Origin of the sequence: Nitriliruptor alkaliphilus DSM 45188 (genome assembly GCF_000969705.1) — a bacterium.
GTDB classification, from domain to species: Bacteria; Actinomycetota; Nitriliruptoria; order Nitriliruptorales; family Nitriliruptoraceae; genus Nitriliruptor; species Nitriliruptor alkaliphilus.
The window spans coordinates 1,453,299-1,473,392 of the sequence record NZ_KQ033901.1; the positions used below are offsets into that span (position 1 = coordinate 1,453,299).

20 protein-coding genes are annotated in these 20,094 nt (G+C 69.5%); 11 read left to right on the plus strand and 9 right to left on the minus strand.

The window, feature by feature from the left end; genetic code table 11:
• The first annotated feature begins 123 nt into the window (after positions 1 to 123).
• The 6 genes from NITAL_RS06855 to NITAL_RS28450 all read left to right on the plus strand — a co-directional run bounded on the left by NITAL_RS06855 (position 124) and on the right by NITAL_RS28450 (position 4,939).
• A complete protein-coding gene (locus NITAL_RS06855) occupies positions 124 to 630 on the plus strand; it encodes a hypothetical protein (RefSeq protein WP_157041675.1) in 507 nt (168 codons plus the stop codon).
• Positions 631 to 740: 110 nt separating this feature from the next.
• The gene (locus tag NITAL_RS06860) at positions 741 to 920 is read left to right on the plus strand and encodes a hypothetical protein (protein ID WP_052665364.1); all 180 of its coding nucleotides are present in this window, start codon (positions 741 to 743) and stop codon (positions 918 to 920) included.
• A gap of 514 nt (positions 921 to 1,434) precedes the next feature.
• Positions 1,435 to 2,781 carry an ABC transporter substrate-binding protein gene (locus NITAL_RS06870; protein ID WP_052665366.1) on the plus strand — a complete coding sequence of 449 codons (1,347 nt, stop codon included), beginning with the start codon at positions 1,435 to 1,437 and terminating at the stop codon, positions 2,779 to 2,781.
• 56 nt (positions 2,782 to 2,837) lie between these two features.
• Positions 2,838 to 3,737 (plus strand): carbohydrate ABC transporter permease, encoded by a 900-nt coding sequence (locus NITAL_RS06875; RefSeq protein WP_342674221.1) that lies wholly within the window; start codon positions 2,838 to 2,840, stop codon positions 3,735 to 3,737.
• On the plus strand, positions 3,737 to 4,564 hold the full coding sequence (locus tag NITAL_RS06880) for a carbohydrate ABC transporter permease (RefSeq protein WP_052665367.1): 828 nt from the start codon (positions 3,737 to 3,739) through the stop codon (positions 4,562 to 4,564). Before NITAL_RS06875 ends, NITAL_RS06880 begins: the two co-directional genes overlap by 1 nt.
• 231 nt (positions 4,565 to 4,795) lie before the next feature.
• On the plus strand, positions 4,796 to 4,939 hold the full coding sequence (locus tag NITAL_RS28450) for a hypothetical protein (RefSeq protein ID WP_157041676.1): 144 nt from the start codon (positions 4,796 to 4,798) through the stop codon (positions 4,937 to 4,939).
• 55 nt (positions 4,940 to 4,994) lie between these two features.
• Here NITAL_RS28450 and NITAL_RS06885 read toward each other — a convergent pair whose 3' ends face one another.
• The 4 genes from NITAL_RS06885 to NITAL_RS06895 form a co-directional block, all read right to left on the minus strand.
• Positions 4,995 to 5,600, minus strand: a complete 606-nt coding sequence (locus tag NITAL_RS06885; RefSeq protein WP_052665368.1) for a FadR/GntR family transcriptional regulator — start codon at positions 5,598 to 5,600, stop codon at positions 4,995 to 4,997.
• A gap of 205 nt (positions 5,601 to 5,805) precedes the next feature.
• Entirely contained in the window at positions 5,806 to 5,946 is a 141-nt protein-coding gene (locus NITAL_RS27085; protein WP_157041677.1) for a hypothetical protein, read from the minus strand.
• Between the two features lie 201 nt (positions 5,947 to 6,147).
• Complete coding sequence (locus NITAL_RS06890; RefSeq protein ID WP_052665369.1) at positions 6,148 to 6,852, minus strand: aspartate/glutamate racemase family protein; 705 nt, start codon at positions 6,850 to 6,852, stop codon at positions 6,148 to 6,150.
• Between the two features lie 142 nt (positions 6,853 to 6,994).
• The gene (locus NITAL_RS06895; protein ID WP_052665370.1) at positions 6,995 to 8,119 is read right to left on the minus strand and encodes a LuxR C-terminal-related transcriptional regulator; all 1,125 of its coding nucleotides are present in this window, start codon (positions 8,117 to 8,119) and stop codon (positions 6,995 to 6,997) included.
• 325 nt (positions 8,120 to 8,444) lie between these two features.
• Between NITAL_RS06895 and NITAL_RS06900 the strand changes: the two genes are divergently transcribed.
• The 3 genes from NITAL_RS06900 (at position 8,445) to NITAL_RS06910 (ending at position 13,198) form a co-directional block, all read left to right on the plus strand.
• Complete coding sequence (locus tag NITAL_RS06900; RefSeq protein ID WP_052665371.1) at positions 8,445 to 9,821, plus strand: aminotransferase family protein; 1,377 nt, start codon at positions 8,445 to 8,447, stop codon at positions 9,819 to 9,821.
• A gap of 92 nt (positions 9,822 to 9,913) precedes the next feature.
• Positions 9,914 to 11,386: an APC family permease gene (locus tag NITAL_RS06905; RefSeq protein ID WP_052665372.1), complete on the plus strand. Its 1,473-nt coding sequence runs from the start codon at positions 9,914 to 9,916 to the stop codon at positions 11,384 to 11,386.
• Between the two features lie 357 nt (positions 11,387 to 11,743).
• A complete protein-coding gene (locus tag NITAL_RS06910; protein WP_052665373.1) occupies positions 11,744 to 13,198 on the plus strand; it encodes an aldehyde dehydrogenase family protein in 1,455 nt (484 codons plus the stop codon).
• A gap of 113 nt (positions 13,199 to 13,311) precedes the next feature.
• Here the strand turns inward: NITAL_RS06910 and NITAL_RS06915 are convergent, their stop codons facing one another.
• On the minus strand, positions 13,312 to 13,971 hold the full coding sequence (locus NITAL_RS06915) for a TetR/AcrR family transcriptional regulator (protein WP_052665374.1): 660 nt from the start codon (positions 13,969 to 13,971) through the stop codon (positions 13,312 to 13,314).
• Positions 13,972 to 14,063: 92 nt separating this feature from the next.
• Between NITAL_RS06915 and NITAL_RS06920 the strand changes: the two genes are divergently transcribed.
• Positions 14,064 to 14,435: a nitroreductase family deazaflavin-dependent oxidoreductase gene (locus NITAL_RS06920; RefSeq protein ID WP_052665375.1), complete on the plus strand. Its 372-nt coding sequence runs from the start codon at positions 14,064 to 14,066 to the stop codon at positions 14,433 to 14,435.
• Here the strand turns inward: NITAL_RS06920 and NITAL_RS06925 are convergent.
• A complete protein-coding gene (locus NITAL_RS06925; RefSeq protein WP_052665376.1) occupies positions 14,432 to 15,541 on the minus strand; it encodes a hypothetical protein in 1,110 nt (369 codons plus the stop codon). The genes NITAL_RS06920 and NITAL_RS06925 overlap by 4 nt on opposite strands.
• A 278-nt stretch (positions 15,542 to 15,819) precedes the next feature.
• On the opposite strand from NITAL_RS06925, the gene NITAL_RS06930 reads away from it, so the two are divergent.
• Positions 15,820 to 16,356: an S-layer homology domain-containing protein gene (locus tag NITAL_RS06930; protein ID WP_052665377.1), complete on the plus strand. Its 537-nt coding sequence runs from the start codon at positions 15,820 to 15,822 to the stop codon at positions 16,354 to 16,356.
• 51 nt (positions 16,357 to 16,407) lie between these two features.
• On the opposite strand, the gene NITAL_RS06935 is transcribed toward NITAL_RS06930, so the two are convergent.
• The 3 genes from NITAL_RS06935 to NITAL_RS06945 all read right to left on the minus strand — a co-directional run bounded on the left by NITAL_RS06935 (position 16,408) and on the right by NITAL_RS06945 (position 20,093).
• Entirely contained in the window at positions 16,408 to 17,205 is a 798-nt protein-coding gene (locus NITAL_RS06935; RefSeq protein WP_052665378.1) for a cupredoxin domain-containing protein, read from the minus strand.
• Between the two features lie 162 nt (positions 17,206 to 17,367).
• Positions 17,368 to 18,027: a response regulator gene (locus NITAL_RS06940; protein ID WP_052665379.1), complete on the minus strand. Its 660-nt coding sequence runs from the start codon at positions 18,025 to 18,027 to the stop codon at positions 17,368 to 17,370.
• Positions 18,018 to 20,093 (minus strand): sensor histidine kinase, encoded by a 2,076-nt coding sequence (locus NITAL_RS06945; RefSeq protein WP_052665380.1) that lies wholly within the window; start codon positions 20,091 to 20,093, stop codon positions 18,018 to 18,020. The genes NITAL_RS06940 and NITAL_RS06945 overlap by 10 nt, the downstream gene beginning before the upstream one ends.
• Position 20,094 lies beyond the last annotated feature (1 nt).

The following is a 20,094-nucleotide window of genomic DNA, read 5'->3' on the forward strand; positions in this document are numbered from 1 at the left end:
ACGCCCATCGGCGCGCTGATGGTCATGCTGCACGAACATGAGGCCGGGGCTCCGACACGTCCCGCAACTGCCGACGCGGACGCTGTCGTTGATGCGCGGGGCTCGACCGGTGCCACCCGCGCCATGGCGACGCTCTTGCAGGCCCAAGGCTGGGAGCTCGACACCACTCACGTCGACGTCGACGGGCACGGCTACAAGTTCGTTCGTGACGGCCTCGAGTTCGACGTGATCGCTCCCGAGGGCATGGGCGGGTGCGCCGATCTGACCACGGTCCCTCCGCTGCGCGCACCGCAGCTCACGGGAACCCGCCAGGCCTTGGACCGCACGCAACGAGTCGCCGTGGATCTGGGCGGCTGCGTTGCTGCGCTTCCGCGTCCCGACCTGCTGGGCGCGCTGGTGGTCAAGTCTTGTGCTGCTGCTGGCGACCATGTTCGGGGTCCGCAGCGCCACCTCGAAGACCTCGCGCGTCTCTACCGACTCGTGGGCGATCCGGCGGCGCTCTCCCCGACCGCCAAGGACCGTCAGCGGCTGTTCGAGACCGCCGAGCCCACCTGGGAGGTGCTGGACGATCCGGCCGACCGGGCCGCCGGCCAAGCGGCCCGCCGACTGCTCACCACCCCGCCGGGATGAAACGCGGATCTTCTGCTGACTATTGCGGTCGTCAGTGCCCAATAGCGCGACGTTGGCCGCCGTGAGGACCGCTCGGTTCAGCGCGTGTTCGCCGTCGCGACGGAGAGCGCATGGCCCTCGCTTCGGGAGCCGTCGGTATCGCACTCACCACTCCGGCCGAGGTGCTGACCGCGCCGTACAGCGCACACGCCGCGCTCGTTGAGCTCAACCCGGCCGTGCATGCGGTCAAGGTCGTCGCCGCGCTCGTGTTCGTGGCCGGCATCCTGGCCCTGGCCTCCGTCACCGCGTAGCGCTGGGGCGGTCGGTGTCGGCGCCGCGATAGTCGTGGCAGCCGGTACGACGGTGGGCGCGATCCCCTACAGCGTGGTCGAGACCACGCTGGGTACGAGGCTCGGCGTGGATTCGGCTGCCTGGCTGGACGAGGCCTACGCAGCTCGCCTGGATCGGCAGCTCGCCTCGGTCGGGATGCTGCTCCTGTTGGTCGGCCTGGTCGCCTTTACCGCGGTCGTGCTCCGGCGCCGGCTGCCCGGCCCCAAGACCCGCCCGGCGGGCGCGCCAGCCTGCCACGGGCACACGGTTCAGGCCGCCTCGACCCTCCGGCGGCGCCCCGGAGCGCTTCCGAAGCGGAAGCCGCACCGCGACGGCCCCACCGTCACCCCGACTACGCGCTCCTCACCCGGGAAGAACGGTGGATTCAGGCTGAGAACCGCTTGCGGAGAACGGGCGTTGACTTCCCGGCAATGATAAGACATCATACGAATGATTAACTGCCATGGGGGGGTACCCCGAGACAAGGAGTTCCACATGTCCGCGTCCCACCACGGCGGAACCGCAAGCCCGCCACGCACCTTGAGGGTCCTGGCGCTCGCGCTGGTGGCCGTGCTCCTGTTCGCCTGCGGCGCCCCGTCGGGTACGCCGGTAGCCGGGGACGACGCCGCGGATGATGGCGGGGCCGAAGGCTCAACCACGACCGACGGCGGCGAGGGCCGACTGGTCGTCTGGGACTGGAAGTCGAGCGATGCCAAGGCGGCGGCCTACTTCGAGGCCGCTCGGGCCGACTTCGCGGCGAAGCACCCGAACGTCGAGGTCGTGTTCGAGTCCCAGCCCTTCGACCAGTACTACACCCTGGTCGGGACAGCGATGCAGTCCGGCAGCGGGCCGGACGTCATCCTGTTCAACGGCGGGGCGCAGTTGCGCGGCCGCACCGACTCGCTCATCCCGCTGGATGACCACCTGGGCGATCTCCGTGACCGGCTCACGGGCTGGGACGCGTTCATGGACGGTGACACCACCTACGCCGTCCCCCTGACGCTGCAAGGGTTCCCGATCTACTACAACAAGGCGCTTTACGCGGAGGCCGGCCTGGACCCCGAGTCGCCGCCCACAACCTGGGAGGACCTCGAGGCTGCCTGCGAGGCGATCGAGTCATCGACGGACGCAGACTGCTTCGCCCTCGGGAACCAGGAGGGGATCGGTATCGAGTTCTTCCTCTCAGGCTACGCGCCGGGGATCTTCTCCCCCGAGCTCTACGCGGCGTGGCTCGATGGTGACCGCGACTGGCAGTCCGAGGAGGTCCGCACCGTGTTCGAGCTGTGGACTGAGACCAACGAGGACGGTTGGTACAACGACGGCGTCAACTCGACGGCCATGTTCATGGACATGTTCACCATCTTCTCTGGCGGCAACGCGGCCCATGTGATCGGCCTCATCTCCGACGTCGGCCACTGGGCGGACCTCGGCGAGTTCCTGGAGGACGACCTCGGTGTCATGCGCCCGCCGACCATCCTCGCCGGCGCGGGTGATCCGTTCGTGCCGCTCGAGGGCGGTATCGGCTACGCCGTCGCGGAGTGGACCGAGGACCCGGCGCTCGCTGCCGACCTCGTGGCGAGCCTCGCGAGCACCGCTGCCCTCGCCGCCTTCTGGGAGGACGCCGGAGCTATCGCCGCGGACACCACGATCGATACCTCCGATGCGGGATCCGGCGTGGTCACCGACCTCATCGCTTGGCTTCCAGAGGGCGAGCCACTCCTGCACACGGCGCTCTCTGCCGAGACGATCGAGCTCATGCACCGGCTCTCGCAGCAGCTCATCTCCGGCGATGTGACCGTGGACGAGGTTCTCGACCAGCTCGAAGCGTCGGACACCCCGTGACCTCGTCCGGAGTCGGCGCAACCGAGCAGGCGCCAGCTTCCGGCGTTCCCAAGCAGCTGGGGCGGGCGTTGGAGGCGGGTTCCCGGCGGCGGCGGTGGACCACGGAGCGGTTCGCCCCTCTGATCCTGGTCGGACCAGCCATCGGCATCATCCTGCTGCTGCGGATCTACCCGCTGCTGCTTGGCGCCAACTTCTCGGCCACCGGGGACGGTGCGCTGCGCGGGGTGTTCGTTGGGATCGCGAACTACGGGCGTCTGCTCGAGGACCCGCTGTTCCTCAGCGCCATGCGGAACGTCGGGCTCCTCCTGCTGGCGCTGCCGGTGGCCGTGCTGGTCCCAGGCATCGTGGCGACCCTTCTGTTCCTGAACGTCCCCGGCTACCGGTTCTACCGCGGCGTGTACTTCTCGCCGGTCGTGCTCTCGCCGGTCATCATCGGGGCGATCTTCAACATCGTCCTCTCGTTCAACGGGCCCGTGAACCGCCTGCTCGGGGTCGTGGGGGTGGGCCCGTTCGACTGGCTCGGCGACCCGAGCATCGCCATGTACTCCGTGATCAGCGTCCACATCTGGGCGACCTTCGGCATGGCCATGGTCATCTTCCTCGCCGGGTTCGCCACCCTGGATCAGTCGCTCCTCGACGCAGTGCGCGTCGATGGCGGCAACCTCCTGCAGACGATCTGGCACGTCGTCGTCCCGCAACTCAGCCAGACGATCCAGTTCGTGTTCGTCACCACGATGATCGGCATGCTCACCGGCATGTTCGGCTTGGTCTTCGTCATGACGGCCGGTGGCCCCGGCGGCGCGACCTTCCTGCCCGAGTTCTACATCTGGTTCCAGCAGGGGCGGATGAACCAGCCCGCTCTGGCCTCGGCTGCCTCCATGGTGCTGTTCGTCCTGATGCTCGTGGTCGGCCTCGTCCAGATCCGCATCCTCAAGCGGGCCACCAAGGAGACCTGATGCACCAGGCCAGGTTCAGCCGGGGGGTGATCGCGGTGCCCATGGCCGCGCTCGCGGTCGCGACGCTCTATCCCCTCTTCTTCACCGCCAACGTGTCCCTGAAGTCCCGTCGGGAGTACGTCCTCGACCAGTTCGGTCTTGCGGAGGCGTTCCAGACCAGCAACTTCGTCGACGCCTGGACGACCACGGGCCTGTCGACCTACATGTTCAACTCGATCGTGATCACCGGTGGGGCCGTGGCGGCGCTGCTGTTGCTCGGGTCCATGGCGGGGTTCGCGTTCAGCCACGTGCAGTTCCGTGGCAGCAGGACGTTGTTCCTGGTCTGCCTCGCTGCCCTCCTGATCCCCTTCCAGGTGATCATGGTCCCCTTCACCGACGTCATGGCGCAGCTGGGGCTGCTTGACACCCGGACGGGCCTCATCCTGGCCTACACGGCGCAGTTCCTGCCCTTCACCGTCTTCCTCATGGCGAGCTACTACTCGCGCATCCCGCTCGACATCATCGAGGCAGCACGGGTGGACGGGAGCTCCACGCTCGGTATCTACCGGCGCATCATGCTGCCGCTGGGTCGTCCGGCCCTGTTGTCGGTGGGCATCCTGAACGCGCTGTTCTGCTGGAACGACGTGCTGATCGCCCTCCTCGTGATGCGCTCGTCCAGCAACCGCACGCTGATGATCGGGGTGACAGCGCTGCGCGGTCAGTACTCCGACAACATCCCGCTGTTCGCAGCCGGTGTGTTCCTGTCGGCGCTCCCCATGCTCTTGGTCTACCTGTTCTTCCAGCGACAGATCACCGAAGGTGTCACCGCGGGCGCGACGAAGGGCTGACGAACAACCCGCATGGCGGGCGTTCGCTCGGTGGACGCTCACCGGTAGTCCCGCAACGACTTCACCGAACTCGCCGCGACACCGAACGTCACGCCTGCTGTTCGGGTTGGACTGGCGCGTCCCCACCCTCCTCGGGCCGCGACCTACGACTACGACGTCGCTCCACCAGCGGTCCTACAGCGCGCTCGCCTTCGTGCGGGCGCACCCGGCCGTGGTCTCGACCGTCGTGGGATGCGCGATACCGGGCAGGTTGCGGCCACGATCGACCGAGTCGCCGCCGTGCGTTCGGGACTGTGGGACGACCTTCGGGATGCGGGGCTCGTCGACGAGCGTGCGCCGTTCTCCGCCGACCCCCCGGTGCCCGATGGCGGGTGAGTCGCAGCTCCGTGAGCACGCCGCACCACTCGTATCCCGTCCCCGTGCCGTCGCGTCAGGATGCGGTCGACGCGTGATCCGGGTGGGGGGTACGTGTCGGCCGGCGCCGGAGCCACCCGTCGAGGATGTGATCGGACATCGCCGTTGCAGCGCCCTCGCCGTCGCCCGCCTCCAGGCAGTCCAGCACCTGGCGATGCCCCTCGTTGGCGGCGGCGCAGCTCTCGGTCGTCGGTGCGCCGGTGTATCGGACGCTGCGCAGCGCTTCGCCGTGCACGGTGCGGACGATCGCTCGTGCGAGCCGATTGCCGGACGCGAACATGATGGCTTCGTGGAAGCGCACGTCCGACTGGACGAAGACCTCCGGTGTGTGGACCTCTTCAACGAGCTGCTCGAAGGCGTCGCGGATGGGGCCGAGGTCAGCGGGCGTGGCTCGCAGCGCGGTCTGCTGCGCCATCTGTCCCTCGAGTGCCCGACGGACGTCGACGAGTTGGTCGAGGACCCCGAGCTCCCCGTCGTTGCGGACGGTTGCGGCGAGGACGACCGGGTCGAGGAGGTCCCACTCGTCTTCGGGCAGCACCGTCGTACCCAGACCCTGGCGAACGCGGATCAGCCGCTTCTCCTGCAGCAGCTTGAGCGCTTCTCGGATGGTCGTCCGGCTCATGCCGAAGCGAGGGACGGCCCGTCGTGCTCGCCGAGGACGGGACCGCCTACGACGCCAGCGCCGTGGCGCGCGAGGACTTCGGGGGGGCTTCGCCGCTGGCGGGCTCGCTCGGCTCGCCGATGCCCTCGCCTCGCTGCAGGCACCCTGCCGGTCCTGGACCTGGTAGGGCAGCGGACCGGACCGCCGATCACGCGACCTGGCAAAGTCACCTGCTCCAGAGCACGATCTGGAAGCCCCGGAGTCCGCCCACGTTGGCGGCCATCATCTGCTCGGAGCCCGGAAGCATGAACTCGAGCACGCCGATGCCTTCCGGAAGCGCGACGCAGGTCTCCGGTTCCCACCGCACCAGGCGTCGGTTCAGCGTCCCGCGTCGCGGTAGGCGGGGATGTGGCCAGCACTACGGGGCTCTACGGATCAGGCGGCCAGGGGTTCGAATCCCTCCCGGCGTCCTCGTGTCCCAGGGTGAGGGGGCAGGACGGTCATCCTCAGGGCGGCGAACCCGATGCCAGCAAGCGGCGGCACGGAGCGAGCTGGTCACGCGCGCCGGTCAGGTCACGGCATCGTCTGCGAGCATCCAGTCGGCCGCAGCCGAGACGTGCAGGCGCGTCGTTGGGTACAGCTCCACGGGCAGATCCTGGGGGCGCAAGAGCAGCTCGATCTCGGTGCATCCGGCGATGATGGCTTCTGCCCCGTCACCCACCAGGCGCTCGGCGATCGAGATGTAGCGGGCTCGGCTACGGTCGTTGACCATCCCGTGGACGAGTTCGTCGTAGATGACACGATGCACGAGCTCTCGGTCCGCCGCTTCGGGGACGAGGACGTCGAGACCGTGCCCGGCGAGGCGGTCGCGGTAGAACGTCTCCTCCATGGTGAAGCGGGTACCGAGCAGACCCACACGGCGGCGGCCGTCAGCAACAGCGCGTTCTCCGGTTGCATCTGCGATGTGAAGCAGAGGGATGCCTACGGCGGCTTCGATCACCTCGGCCACGCGGTGCATCGTGTTCGTGCACAACAGGAGCCCCTCGGCTCCTGCGACCTCGAGGCGTCGTGCTGCGTCGGCCAGCACCTGACCGGCCTGGTCCCAGTGGCCAGAGGACTGCAGCTGCTCGATCTCAGCGAAGTCCGCTGACCAGATCAGCAGCCGAGCCGAGTGGGCGCCGCCCAGCCGTTCGGCGATCTGCTGGTTCAGCAGCCGGTAAGCCTCTGCCGTGGACGGCCATGCCATGCCGCCGAGCAGCCCGAGCGTTCTCACGGAGTCGTCCTGAGCCGGAGGGACGAGCGTTGCCCTGTCACCCTAGGTTCCGTGCGTGAGGAACTGCTGCTGCTCGAGGTGATGGAAGCCGACCGAACGTAGCCGCACGCGATGGACTCCATCGTGCAACGTCTTCTGATGGTCAGGGGGCCGGTAGCAGCCGCGCGAAGTCGAGCCGGGACCGCACGCCCGCCTTGCGGTACGCCTCCCGGAGGTAGCCCTTCACGGTGTGGATGCTGAGCAGGAGTTGTTCGGCGATCTCTGCGTCGTGGTAGCCCTGCGCAGCCAGGACGACCACGTCCGCCTCCCGTGCCGTGAGGCTCAGCTCGAGCCATCGGGGTAGACGACAGGGAGCTGCGGCCGACCGGAGGAGCGACACGTGAGCGGTGCCGTCCTGGATCATCGAGGTGTGCTTGACGATGGTGTCGGCCAGCGGTCTGCCGTTCCGCGGCGACACCATGGACTGCGCGAGCTCCTCGTCGAGCGAACGAGCGCTAGGCGGCAGCGACTCCAACAACGAACCGGCTGCGGCGTTGGTGCGCCGCAACCCTCGCTGCATGTCGGTGATGACGATCGGCTCGCCCGACAGCTCGAACGCGGTCTCGTACTGCTCGACATCGCGCCGGAGCTGGTCTGTCCGGTCGAGCACCTCGAGGAGTTCGCCCAACAGGTTCGCGATGTCCGCTGCCTCGCGGAGCTGCGCGTCGGTGAACGGCTCGCCACCCTCCTCGCGCCCTAGGTTCAGCGTGCCCACCACTTGGTCGCCGGCGATGACGGGCGCGCACGCGACCACCGTCAAGCGGTGGAGCGAGAACGCCTCGCGGTAGACGGCGAGGGAACGCCACTCGGTTTCGGACATCATCGAGAGGTTGTGGGCGACCGTCCGGCTCGTGATCGCGAGGTCGAGCACCGGATCGTCGTCCCGGGCGATCCGGTCGTAGCGGGCCAGGAAGTAGGCGCTGACGCCGTGGCCGGACGTTCGGACCAGACGGCGCGTCTCCGGTTCCAGGAGGTCGAACCCCATGACGATCCGGCCGAAGAGCGGCTCGAGCCCCGTGTACAGGCTCAGCACGATCTCGTCGAACGACTCGGCGCGGGCGAGGGCGGCCGCCAACGCCCAGCGTGCCGACGTCCTCGCCGTGTTCGCGTGTGGCTGGACCGTCGGCGCCGCTGCCGGCGAGGCTGACGCGATCGCCGTCGGACGGCCGCCGCTCCGTGAGGTGGCGCCGTCGTGGACGTCGGTTCGTATGGCATGGACCGTGCTCACGGACGTCGGCGCTCCTCGCATCGTCTGTCAGCCCACCCCTGGCGCAGCGCGCCGAGCTGCCCATGATCCGTTGACGCTACAAGGCGGGCCGGTCGGCGACTGTCACCCGAAAAGGGTCAATCGACACCGGCGACTTCCCGCGTCGGCGAGCAGCGTCCTTTCGGGGCGCCCCCTCGACCGAGGGGGTTCGAGGAACGATCGACCGGGTGTGACGACGGCACAGCCGCGGTGTTTACGGTGCCGGACGCACCTCGCGGCGGTTCGTCCGTCGCGATGGAGACCGGCTAGGGACAGCCGGCATCGGGAGCTCTCACGAGGTGACGCCATGACGCAGGCACTCGCGTCCGCCGCGGAGTTGACGCGCGCGGATCTCAGCTTTCTGATCCACCCGTTCGCCGCATCGACGAGCACCGAACGGATGATCGTCACGCGGGGCAAGGGCGCCCGCATCTGGGACATCGATGGGCGTGAGTACATCGACGGCACCGGCGGCGGGCTGTGGGCGAACCTGGTGGGCCACGGCCGGGAGGAGTTGGCCGAGGTTGCACGATCGCAGATGGCCGATCTGGGTTGGTTCTGCACCTTCTGGGAGTTCACGAACCCCAGCCAGATCGCGCTCGCCGAGCGTGTCGTGTCGATGGCACCGGAAGGCATCACCAAGGTCAACTTCACCGCGGGCGGCAGCGAGAGCATCGAGACGGCTCTCAAGATGGCGCGCCTCTTCCACTTCGAGGGCGGGAACCCCGACAAGCAGTGGATCCTGTCGCGTCGCAGCAGCTACCACGGCGCGGGCTACGGATCCACGGCTGCCACGGACTTCGACTGGCTCCGTCGTGGGTTCGGGCCCCAACCGGCGCGCTTCGAGCATCTGACACCGCCGTGGCCCTACCACGAGGAGCTCTACGGCGGCCAGGACCCGACCGACTTCCTCGTCGAGGAGCTCGAGCGCACGATCGAGCAGCTCGGGCCCGACAACATCGCCGCGTTCCTGGGCGAGCCGATCATGGGCGTCGGCGGCATGCTGGTCCCGCCGGACGACTACTGGCCCCGGGTGGCTGCACTCCTGCGCGAGCACGACATCCTGCTGATCCTCGACGAGGTGGTCACCGGCTTCGGGAGAACCGGGCACCGCTTCGCCGCCGACAAGTACGGGCTCAACCCCGACATCATCGTGACGGCCAAGGGCATCACGAGCGGCTACTTCCCGGTGGGTGCCGTCCTCGCCACGGAGCGAGTCGCAGCACGTGTGACAGCCGACGACCACGGCTTCACGATCGGTTACACGTACGCCGGCCACCCGGTGGGTGCTGCGGTCGCCCTGGCCAACCTCGACATCATCGAACGCGAGGGGCTGATCGAGCGTGCGGCGGCGATGGGTGAACGGCTCGCTCACCGCCTGGCGACGCTCACGGACATCCCGCTGGTCGGCGAGGTGCGCAACGTCGGCCTGATGGCTGCCGTCGAGATCGTCACCGACCGCACGACGCGGGCGCCGATGGCGTCGGTCGACGCGATCGCCGCGGAGATCCGGGACAAGCACGGTGCCATCGTGCGTCCGTCGGTGGGCTCGTCGTTGATCCTCTCACCGCCCCTGGTGATCGACGATGACGACCTCGACACCTGTGTGAAGGCGATCCGCGAGGTGCTCGAACGCACCAGCGTCGACGGCAGGGTGGCCGACGCGCGACCCGCCCGGACCTAGACGACCGATCACGGCGGAGCGGCGGCAACGCACGCCCGCCGGATCACCGAAGGCGCGGTCGCAGACGCGTCCAGCATGGAGGGAGCTGCACCGTGAACCAGAACATGCAGAACGCGTCCGGTGTCGAGTTGCGTCCCGACTCGCTCGGCGTCGCCGGGATCGTCTTCTTCGTCGTCGCCGCGGCGTCTCCGCTGTCGGCCGCGGTGGGCGCCAGCCCGGCGGCGGTCGGTCTGGGCACCGGGCCCGGGTCACCGAGCGCCTACCTGATGGTGGGCGTGCTCCTGCTGCTCTTCTCCGTCGGCTACGCCGCGATGAGCCGATTCGTCCCCGCCGGCGGGGGCTTCGCCGCGTACATCCGTGCCGGTCTCGGCACCCGGGCAGGACGTGGCTCGGGATACGTCGCGGCGCTGTCCTACCTGGCGATGCAGAGCGGGATCTACGGGTTCTTCGGGTACTTCACGCACGCGATCCTCATCGACACCGGGTTGGGCATTCCCTGGTGGGGCTGGTCCTTCGTACCCATGGTCGTCGTCGGGGTGTTGGCGTACTTCGACATCGACGTGTCCGTCAAGGTGCTCGGCGTCATCCTGGTCTTCGAGGTGCTCGTCCTGCTCGTGGTCGCCTTCGCGATCCTCGCCCAGGGTGGGGCCGACGGGATCAACGTCGAGAGCTTCACCCCGTCGGTGGCGTTCGATGGTGCCCTCGGCGTGGCGATGATGTTCGCGTTCGGCTCGTTCATCGGTTTCGAGGCCACGGCGATCTACTCGGAGGAGGCGCGTGATCGCGATCGCACGATCCCCCGATCGACCTACATCGCCGTCGCCGTGATCATGGCGTTCCTCGTGTTCAACGTGTGGACCTTCGTGCTCGGGCACGGCGTCGACAGCGTGCAACAGGCTGCCCTCGACAGCCCGGACAACTTCGTGCTCGGGCTGTCAACGACGTTCGTCGGATCGACGTGGACCACGATCCTGACGGTCCTGCTGGTCACGAGCTTCTTCGCTGCGCTCCTCGCCTTCCAGAACACCGTGGCCCGGTACCTGCGCTCGCTGAGTCTGACGGGATGGGCCCCAGCCGTGCTGGCTCGCACGCATCCGCAGCGCATGTCACCACACGTCGCGTCGGTGGTCACGAGCGTGGTCACGATGGTCGTCGTGGCGGTCTTCGCGATCGCCGGCCTCGACCCGTACACCACGCTGTTCGCCTGGCTGATCGGGCTCGGCACGATCGGTATCACCGTTCTCCAAGCGCTCACCTCGGTGGCGGTCATCACCTTCTTCCGGCGGATCCCTGATCGCCCCGGGATCTGGCGCACGTTCATCGCCCCCGCACTCGGCGGGGTCGGGCTCGTCCTCGCCGTGGTGCTCATCATCCGCAACTGGAGTTTCCTGGTGGGTGCCGACAGCGGGCTGTCGAGGTTCCTGCCGTGGTTGATCCCGGCCGTTCTCCTGATCGGGGCAGCGATGCCTGTCGCTCGTGGCTCGGCTGCTGGGCCGGACACCCGAGCTGATGAGGCGATGCCGCCCCCCGCCGACGACGCCCCTCTCGAGCGACCGGTTGGTTGAGGAGGCGGGGTCAGGCGTCGGAGGTCGCTTGGTTCCCGAAACCCTGGATGTTACTCGTTCGGGGTATGGCCCCGTAGCGGGATCTCGGCTTACGTTCGCCGCCGCGAGGGGTCGAGGTCGGCATGGTGGCGGAGACGTCATGACCACAGGGAGTACCACGGTCATCGCGTGCCAGCTCGGTCCTTTGCTGGCGGCTCACCGCTGCTCGTCAACGGCGAGGATGAGACCTATCAGCTCGGCACGGGGTTCCACGGAGCGGTCGATCGACTCCGGCCCGACGGCACCGTCGAGGGCGGCGAACTGATCGCGTCATCCCGCTCGACATGGTGTCGAGCACACGAACGGAGGACCGAAGTGATGGACACCACGCAGTTGGCCCAGCAGTACATCGCCGGCCGTTGGCGGAGTGGCGCCGGCGAGAAGCTGCTCGTCGATCGCAATCCCTTCAACGGGGACACGGTGGGCGAGTTCGCTGTGGCCACCCGGGAGGACGTCGACGAGGCGTACGAGTCGGCGGCCGCTGCCCAACGTGCGTGGAGCGGGGTGAACGCCTACGCCCAGCGGACGGTGTTCGAGGAGGCCGCCGCCATCGTGCAGCGGCGTGCGGCGGAGATCACTGAGCTGATCATCGCTGAGGTCGGCGGAACGGCACTCAAAGCTGGCTTCGAGATCGGTCTGGTGATCGACGCGCTCAAGGAGGCAGCGACCCTGCCGTTGCGGATGGAGGGGCGGATCTACCCCTCCGCCGTCGAGGACACCGAGAACTTCGTGTACCGCCGTCCCGTCGGCGTCGTCGGCGTCATCAGCCCCTTCAACTTCCCGTTCTTCCTCACGATGAAGGGCGTCGCTCCAGCGCTGGCTCTCGGCAACGGTGTCGTGGTCAAGCCACACGAAGAGACGCCGATGACCGGTGGAACGCTGCTCGCCGCGATCTTCGAGGAAGCCGGCCTCCCACCGGGGCTTCTCAACGTCACCGTCACCGAGATCCCGGTGATCGGTGACCACTTCCTGGAACACCCGATCCCGCGTGTCCTCGCGTTCACCGGATCGAGCGCGGTCGGCCGTCACGTGGGGGAGGTTGCGGCCCGGCACTTCAAGAAGGCGATCCTGGAACTCGGCGGCAACAGCGCGTTCATCGTCTGTGAGGATGCGGATCTCGACTACGCGGTCGACGCTGCCGTCTTCAGCCGCTTCACCCACCAGGGACAGATCTGCATGGCCGCGAACCGGATCATCGTGCAGTCGAGCGTCGCGGCCGAGTTCAAGGAGCGCTTCCTCAACAAGGTGGCTTCGCTCACCACCGGTGATCCTGCGGCGCCGGAAACGATCATCGGACCACTGATGAACGAGCGCCACGTGGCCGCGCTCGAGGGGAGGGTCCAGGCTGCCGTGGACGCGGGTGCGACCCCGCTGCTGCGGGGCGAAACCGACGGCAACGTGTTCGCTCCGGTCGTGCTCGAGAACGTCAGTACCGGGGACGACGTTGCACGTGACGAGCTCTTCGGCCCGGTCGTCCTGCTCATGGAGTTCGATTCCGACGACGAGGCGATCCGGATCGCCAACGACACCGATTTCGGTCTGAGTGGGGCGGTCCACACCAAGGACACCGCGCGGGGCGTCCGCATCGCCCGCCAGATCGAGGCCGGGATGATCCATGTCAACGACACGACCATCGCCGATGAGCCCATCGTTCCGTTCGGTGGCGAGAAGCAGTCCGGTATCGGCAGGCTCAACGGCCATTCGAGCATCGACGAGCTGACGACCCTGCAGTGGATCTCCGTCAACCACGGCCGCAGGCAGTACCCCTACTAGTCGGCGACGCGAGGTCGAGGACCGTCTGACCAGCACGAGCGAGGTCGTCCACCCTCCGGGGCGGACGACCTCGCTGCGTCCGGGTCCGGCCAGGCGACTCCCCGTACCGAGCGTCAGTCGCGCCGGGTGTCGAGCGCATCGAGGATGAGGTCGAGGCCGTAGTCGAACTCGCTCCTGTGGTCGTAACCCGGCTGGAGCGCGTGATCGACGATCATCTCGGTGAGGTGGGGCAGTTCGTCCGTCGGGAGGTTCTCGAGGAGATCGCCGGCGACGTCCTGGAGCTCCTCGTGTGTCTCGAAGGGCAGACTCGCCTCCTGGAGGACGAACCCGCTGACGTAGCTGTCGATGAGCGAGACGGCGTGCGCGGTCATCGGTAGCGAGAACCCCGCCCGCCGGAGGACGCCGAGCACGGCGTCGTGGTGGCGGAGGGTGGCAGGGCCCGGCTCGCGCCGGGAGTCGAGGAGCCCGAGCGCCCACCGGTGCTGCGAGAGCACCTCACGAGCGGAGCGGGCGCGCGCACGCATCGCGTCGCGCCAGTCGTCGCCGTCGGTCGAGGGCAGCTCGATCGCGGAGAACACCGCATCGACCACGCCGTCGAGGATCGCGTCCTTGTTCGCGACGTGGTGGTAGAGCGACATGGCCTCCACGCCGAGCTCCTGGGCGACCCGTCGCATCGTGATGGCCTCCACGCCACCGCGGTCCGCGACCGCGATCGCGGCGCTCAGGACACGGTCGCGGCTGAGCGGCTGGCGTTGCCTCGGCGGTGGTGACACGGCGATCCGATGCGCGGGAGGGGCGTTGACGAGCTTACGTTCGTAAGGCAAGCTTACATACGTAAGGCTCGGGCCGGTCGAGAGGACGCACCATGCCGATGCCGCTCTGGTGGGGGCACGTCAACAAGCGGGTCTTCAACCCACGAGCGATCGCCGGTGGGAAGTACCCGGTGCTGACCCACGTCGGTCGCACTTCCGGGACGACGTACCGGACCCCGATGGACGCCCACCCCGTCGACGGCGGCTACGTGTTCGTCCTGGTCTACGGCTCGGGCTCGGACTGGGTGCGCAACGTCCTGGCGGCCGGCCACGCACGGCTGCGCGTCGACGGGGCCGAGGTGGACCTCACCGCGCCGCGCCTCATCGGTGCGGACGAGGCCTTCGACGCTCTCGCCGACGACGTGGCACGCCCACCGCGGGTCCTGCGGATCACCGAGTTCCTGCGGATGGACCTCGCCGCTTAGCTCCCAGCGGTGAGGTCGTCGAGCACCGCAGCGATCACCGCGTCGGCCAACGGGGCGGGCCCGGCACGCACCAGCAGCAACAGGTCGTGGTCGAGGTCGACCGCGAAGACCTGGTGGGTGTCGTCGGCCGGTACGGAGGCGAAGACATCGTGGCCGCCAGCCTGCTGCGGGGTCGCGCCGTCGAGGATCGAGAGCGGCCCGTCGAGCGAGCGGGCCGCGACCGACACCGGGCCCCGCATCCCCGGGTCGCCGTCGGGACGCCCATCGACGCTGCCGCAGGCGAACACCCACCAGTGCTCGCCGCCCTGCCGGTCGGCCACCGTCGCGGAGAGCTCGATGCGATCGTCGAGCAGCCCCGCGACGGCGGACGCGACCGCCTCGGGGTCCCACAGCGGGCACGGTGAGGGCGGCGAACCCTCGCCGGCCAGCGCCCGACGGGTGATGTCCGCTTCCGCGTCGATGGCAGCCACCGCCGCGTCCGACAGGCTCACGGTGTGGTCGCCCACCACAGCCGCCGGGTCGGGCGCTTCGGCCTGCCCCGGTGCGTCGGTGGTGTCCGGCTGCCGGTCGATGTCGAGCTCGGGGCAGGCTGCGGCAAGCTCGTCCAGCAGCCGTTCGAACGCGTCCCGCTGCTGATCGGTCCACGCGGGGCCGGCCAGCATGCCCGCCGCAGCCTCGGAGAGCCGACCCATCTGATCGGCATCGTCGGGGTCGATGTTGGCGAGGTCGTGGTCGAGCTCGACGTAGATCTCGGCCAGCTGCCGGTGCGGTGCCGCCCACGCGGCCAGCGCGGCCCGCTGTTCGGCATCGACCAGCTCGCCGAGGCGGTCGGCCGCGTCAACGAACGCGAGCACGGTGTCCGCCCCGTCACGGATCTCGTCAGGGCTCCAGTCCTGGGGATCGGTCCGGCCGCCGAACGTGTCGTCGGCGTCCACCAGACGGGCGTTCGCCTCGTCGATCTCGGCGGCCGCGGCACACCGGGCGTCCCCGTCCGGCCCGTCGGCCCGCGGGTCCGGCCCGTCGTCGCGTCGCGCGTCGTCGTCGGTGGCCGCCACCGGCTGCGGTGACGTGGTGTCCCCGCACCCGGTCAGCGCCACCAGTCCCATCAATGCGCAGGCCACGCCCGCACGTGGCCACTGCCGAACCGCCCACCCCGAACGCACCCTGAACGCTCCCCCGAGCTGCCTGGAGTGGAGCAGAGGCGGCCCTGAGCCGCAACGGGCACGGTGGCTGGCCCGCCGAACAGGCCGCCGGTGTCCGTGGCTCGACCGGAGGTCCGACGCGGGAGGTACGCCACCTGGCGGATGTCTCGCGGTGGCGTTCCCGTTTGGGTGGTGGTCACGGGTGAGACGCACCCGTTCCCACTGCCCTCCAGGAGGACACCATGCAGCGATCACGGCCACGGCGGCTCGTGACGATCCTCGCGGCGGTCGCCGTACTCAGCGTGCCGATCGCCGCCTTCGCGACCCACGTCTTCGACGACGTCGACGACGGGTCCGTGCACGCACCAGGCATCCACTACGTCGCCGACACGGGGATCACCCTGGGATGCGACGCGAACAACTACTGCCCGGGCGACACGCTGACGCGCGCGCAGATGGGCACCTTCCTCTACCGCAGTTCGGGGAACGACCCGGCGACGCCGCCGAGCGTCAACGCGGCGAGCATCGCCAGCATCGCGCAGGTCTCCGACAGCAACACCATCGCCGGTTCCGCGGTGAACACCGCCAGCGTGTCCTGCCCGGAGGGCACGGTGGTCACCGGGGGCGGCGCCTCCACCAACAACCAGGGGACCTGGCGGATGGCGGTCTCCCGTCCGCTCGCGAACGGTGCGGGCTGGACCGCGACGTACGTCGAGAGAGAGGGCAACCTCGCCAACGGCACCGTCACGGTGTGGGCGCTCTGCATCGCGGTCGGCTGAGGCACGGGCCATCGGGGTCGGCGGTCACGCTCGGTCGTGCAGCGGCGGTGCTCAGCCGCGCACGATCAGCGTGGTCGCCATCCCGGCGGAGTCCGGATCGGGGTCCGAGGTCACCGAGTGCAACGTGCAGTAGACGACGTAGGTGCCGGGTGTGGCGCCCTCGAGGTCGATCAGCGCGTCGTTGCCCGGGAGCACGAGCACGTCGATGCCGAGCTCCGCCACCGCGAAGTCGTGGATGGTCGCATCGCTGTTGTGGACCAGCAGTCGGTCACCGACACCGGCCTCGATGACGTCGGGGAACCCGAAGTCGAGCATGTCGACGGCGATGTCCCCCTCGATCGGATCGACCGTGGTGCGCGAGACCAACCCGACGAGCGTGGATGCCGTACCTGCGACGAGCACCGTGGCCAGGACGCCCTGGATGATGCGCCGCTCGACGAGGCTCGGCTGGAGGCGCAGGTCCCGACGTGCGCGGATCGCTGCCACGCCGCCGCCCGCAGCGAGCAGGACGCCGACGGACAGGAGCAGGCCGGGCACGAAGTCCAGCGGGCTCGAGGGGAAGGTGACCCCGCGTACCAACGGCAGGAAGAGGAGGACGAGGAGGAGGCTCACGACGATCGCCACGGCCTTCGCCCACGTGCTGCCCCGCCACGCGGCCACGCCGACGACGACGAGCACGAGCACGATGGTCACGGCCGGACCCAGCTGCGCCGACCCGGTCGCGGCGAAGACCACCGCGAGGACGGCCATCGACGTCGCGATCAGCGCGATACCGAAGGCCGTCAGCCAGGTGTAGGCGGAGCGGTGCCGGGCACCCGCCTCCGTGGACGGGTCGGTCACGGCGGTCATGGCAGCTCCGGAGGTTCGAGGCCCCAGGTGGATCCGGGCCGTGCGGTCGGTGAGGACGACGCTACGGAGCACCGGTACCTGCGGCCTCGGGGCCACCCCGTGAGCCGCCTCGGGGCTACCCCTGACCCGCGCACGTGACGAGGCGGCCGCCCGCCGGCCCCGTCAGAGGCGCTCCTCCGGGACGGCTTGCAGGTACGTCAGCACCGCGAGCACGCGCCGGTTGTCATCCGCGACGGGCGGCAGGTCGAGCTTGGCGAGGACGTGGCCGACGTGGGTCTCCACCGTCTTCGGGGCCAGGGCCAGCCGTGCGCCGATCGCGTGGTTGGACCGGCCCTCGGCCATCAACGCGAGGATCTCGCGTTCGCGTACCGTCAGGGGTGCGAGCGGATCAGGTGCCCGAGCGCGCCCGAGCAGCACCGTGACGACCTCCGGGTCGATCACCGACCGGCCGTCCGCGACGCGGTGCAGCGCGTCGACGAGCTCCCCGGCATCGGCGACCCGCTCCTTCAGCAGGTAGCCGATCGCGCCACCCTCGGTCAGCAGACGGGCCACGTGTCGGGTCTCGACGTACTGGGACAGCAGGAGCACGCCGACGTCGGGATGCTCGCGGCGGATGAGCCGTGCCGCGTCGAGACCCTCGGTCGTGAACGTCGGCGGCATGCGGATGTCCAGGATCACGGCATCCGGCCGGTCGGCGGCGATGGCGCTGCGCAGCGCCATCGCATCGCCGACGCTCGCGGTCACGGTGACGCCGGCGCGACCGAGGAGGCTGGCCACCCCGGCGCGGAACAGCGCGGCGTCATCGGCGAGGGCTACACGCACGGCAACACGACCTCGACGCGTGTGCCCTCGCCGGTCGGGCTCGTGACGTCGAAGCTCCCGTGCATCGCCGCGACCCGGTCCGCGAGCCCGCTGAGGCCTGGGGCGGTCGTGTCCGCACCGCCCCATCCGTCGTCGACGATCGTGAGGAGGAGCTGCCCGCCGACGCGGCGTACGTCGATGGTGGCCGTCTGCGCACCTGCGTGCTTGATGATGTTGTTCAGCGCCTCCGCCGCGACGAAGTAGGCGGTGGCCTCGATGGGGGCGTCGACCCGTCCGATGCCGGGCGCAGCGACGCGGACGGGAAGGGGAGCCCGCTCGGCCATCGCCTCGAGTGCCGCTGCGAGCCCCTGCTCGGTGAGCACGGCCGGGTGGATCCCCCGCGCGAGATCTCGCAGCTCGGCCAGCGCGCTGCGCAGCTGCCCCTCAGCGGCGACGATCGTCGAGGTCGGCTGACCACGGCCGTCGGCTTCGTCGTGGACGCCGCGGAGGGTCAGCGCGAGCTCGAGCAGCCGGTGCTGCGCACCATCGTGCAGGTCACGCTCGATCCGTCGCCGCTCGGAGTCCTGCGCCGTGACCAGCCGCTGCCGCGATGCGCGGAGCTCGGAGACGAGCTGAGCGTTGTCCAGCACCAACCAGGCGGCGGCGGCGAGGTTGCGCAGCAGGCGGTCCTCGTCGGCGACGAGTGGGTCTCGCCCCCGCGTCGTGATCGCGATCACCCCGAGCAACCTGCCGTCGTGGTGGACCGGGTAGCTCCCGTCGGTGTCCGGCAGCTCGAGACCGATCGGGTGACGGAGGACGGCCGGCGCGCCGGCGGGGAGCGGTTCGGGCCAGCGACCCGCGAGGTGCAGCTGCTGATCCACGCCGAGCCAGACATCACAGCGCACGAGCCGCAGGCCCTCGGCGACCACCCGGGCCATCGCGGCTGGCGCCTGACCCGTGGGGTAGGCATCGGTCACGCGCTCGGTGAACGAGGCCAGCACCTCGTACGGGCTCGACCGCTGGCCGTAGACCACCCGGTTGGCCAGCTGCTGCAGGCGCACACGGGCAGGCTGGAAGGCGACCGCCACGAGCGCGGTCGCCAGCACCGTCAGTGGCACGTCCGCGCCGGTCCGACCACCGATCATCGTGCCGATCCCGACGACGGTGCCCAGGTACAGCAGGGCCACCACGCTGGCCAGCCCCGTGTACAGCAGCGCCTTGGTGATGAGCCGATCGATCTCGTAGAGCCGGTAGCGCACCACCGCGAACGCGATCGCCACCGGCAGCGCTGCGATGGGGAAGGTCCGAACGGTGAACAGCAGCTCGTGACCGGCTCCGAGCACCCGCGCCAGGTCGACGACGCTCCACGTGACGAAGACCAACACGCACGTCGCCAGGAACCACTTCAGCTGGTAGCGCTCGGTGAGGTCGGCGCGCCGGTAACGCACCACCGGCGCCGCCAGACCGGCGAACACCGAGACGAAGGCCGCGATCGAACCCACGGCGTCCATCGCGCCGAACACGGCGGGGTACGCCTCCACCCCGAGCGGGTTGTCCACCGGTGTCTCCCACAACCGCCCCGGGTGCAGGCCCATGGCGAGCAGGATCAGCACGGACGCGGTCGCGAGCAGCCAGGCGGCCGGTCGCCACCGGCGCGACGGCAGACGGCCATCAGGGAAGACCAGGAACAGCAGCACGACCAACACCAGCGCCTGGAACCACAGGACGTCCCAGATCCACGCAGCCCACGGCGACGCGCCGCCGCCGTCGTGGCTCACGATGCGGACGACACCAGCGAGACCGATGAGTTGCCACAGCAGGCCGATGCTGAGCACGACCCACCCCACCGGGTACCGGGGGCGTTGCGTCGCGACCAGTCCCCCCGCTCCGACGAAGAGCAGCAGGGCCACCAGCAGCGGCACCGGGGTGCCTGGCTCGAACCCGCTCGGCAGCGCGACCCCACGTGTGCTCCAGGTCAGCCAGATCGTCGCGCAGAACATCGCGACACCGGCCCCCGACAGCACGAACGCCGCCCGCGTGGCCCACGACGGTTGCAGGGCGCCGGTCAGGCGCGGTGGGGGCGTCACG

Excerpts from the sequence above, each read along its gene's own strand:
- NITAL_RS06855 (WP_157041675.1), top strand. The coding sequence starts at position 124 with ATGGCGACGCTCTTGCAGGCCCAAGGCTGGGAGCTCGACACCACTCAC.
- NITAL_RS06860 (WP_052665364.1), top strand. The coding sequence starts at position 741 with ATGGCCCTCGCTTCGGGAGCCGTCGGTATCGCACTCACCACTCCGGCC.
- NITAL_RS06870 (WP_052665366.1), top strand. The coding sequence starts at position 1,435 with ATGTCCGCGTCCCACCACGGCGGAACCGCAAGCCCGCCACGCACCTTG.
- NITAL_RS06880 (WP_052665367.1), top strand. The coding sequence starts at position 3,737 with ATGCACCAGGCCAGGTTCAGCCGGGGGGTGATCGCGGTGCCCATGGCC.
- NITAL_RS28450 (WP_157041676.1), top strand. The coding sequence starts at position 4,796 with ATGCGCGATACCGGGCAGGTTGCGGCCACGATCGACCGAGTCGCCGCC.
- NITAL_RS06885 (WP_052665368.1), bottom strand. The coding sequence starts at position 5,600 with ATGAGCCGGACGACCATCCGAGAAGCGCTCAAGCTGCTGCAGGAGAAG.
- NITAL_RS06900 (WP_052665371.1), top strand. The coding sequence starts at position 8,445 with ATGACGCAGGCACTCGCGTCCGCCGCGGAGTTGACGCGCGCGGATCTC.
- NITAL_RS06910 (WP_052665373.1), top strand. The coding sequence starts at position 11,744 with ATGGACACCACGCAGTTGGCCCAGCAGTACATCGCCGGCCGTTGGCGG.
- NITAL_RS06920 (WP_052665375.1), top strand. The coding sequence starts at position 14,064 with ATGCCGATGCCGCTCTGGTGGGGGCACGTCAACAAGCGGGTCTTCAAC.
- NITAL_RS06925 (WP_052665376.1), bottom strand. The coding sequence starts at position 15,541 with ATGGGACTGGTGGCGCTGACCGGGTGCGGGGACACCACGTCACCGCAG.
- NITAL_RS06930 (WP_052665377.1), top strand. The coding sequence starts at position 15,820 with ATGCAGCGATCACGGCCACGGCGGCTCGTGACGATCCTCGCGGCGGTC.
- NITAL_RS06935 (WP_052665378.1), bottom strand. The coding sequence starts at position 17,205 with ATGACCGCCGTGACCGACCCGTCCACGGAGGCGGGTGCCCGGCACCGC.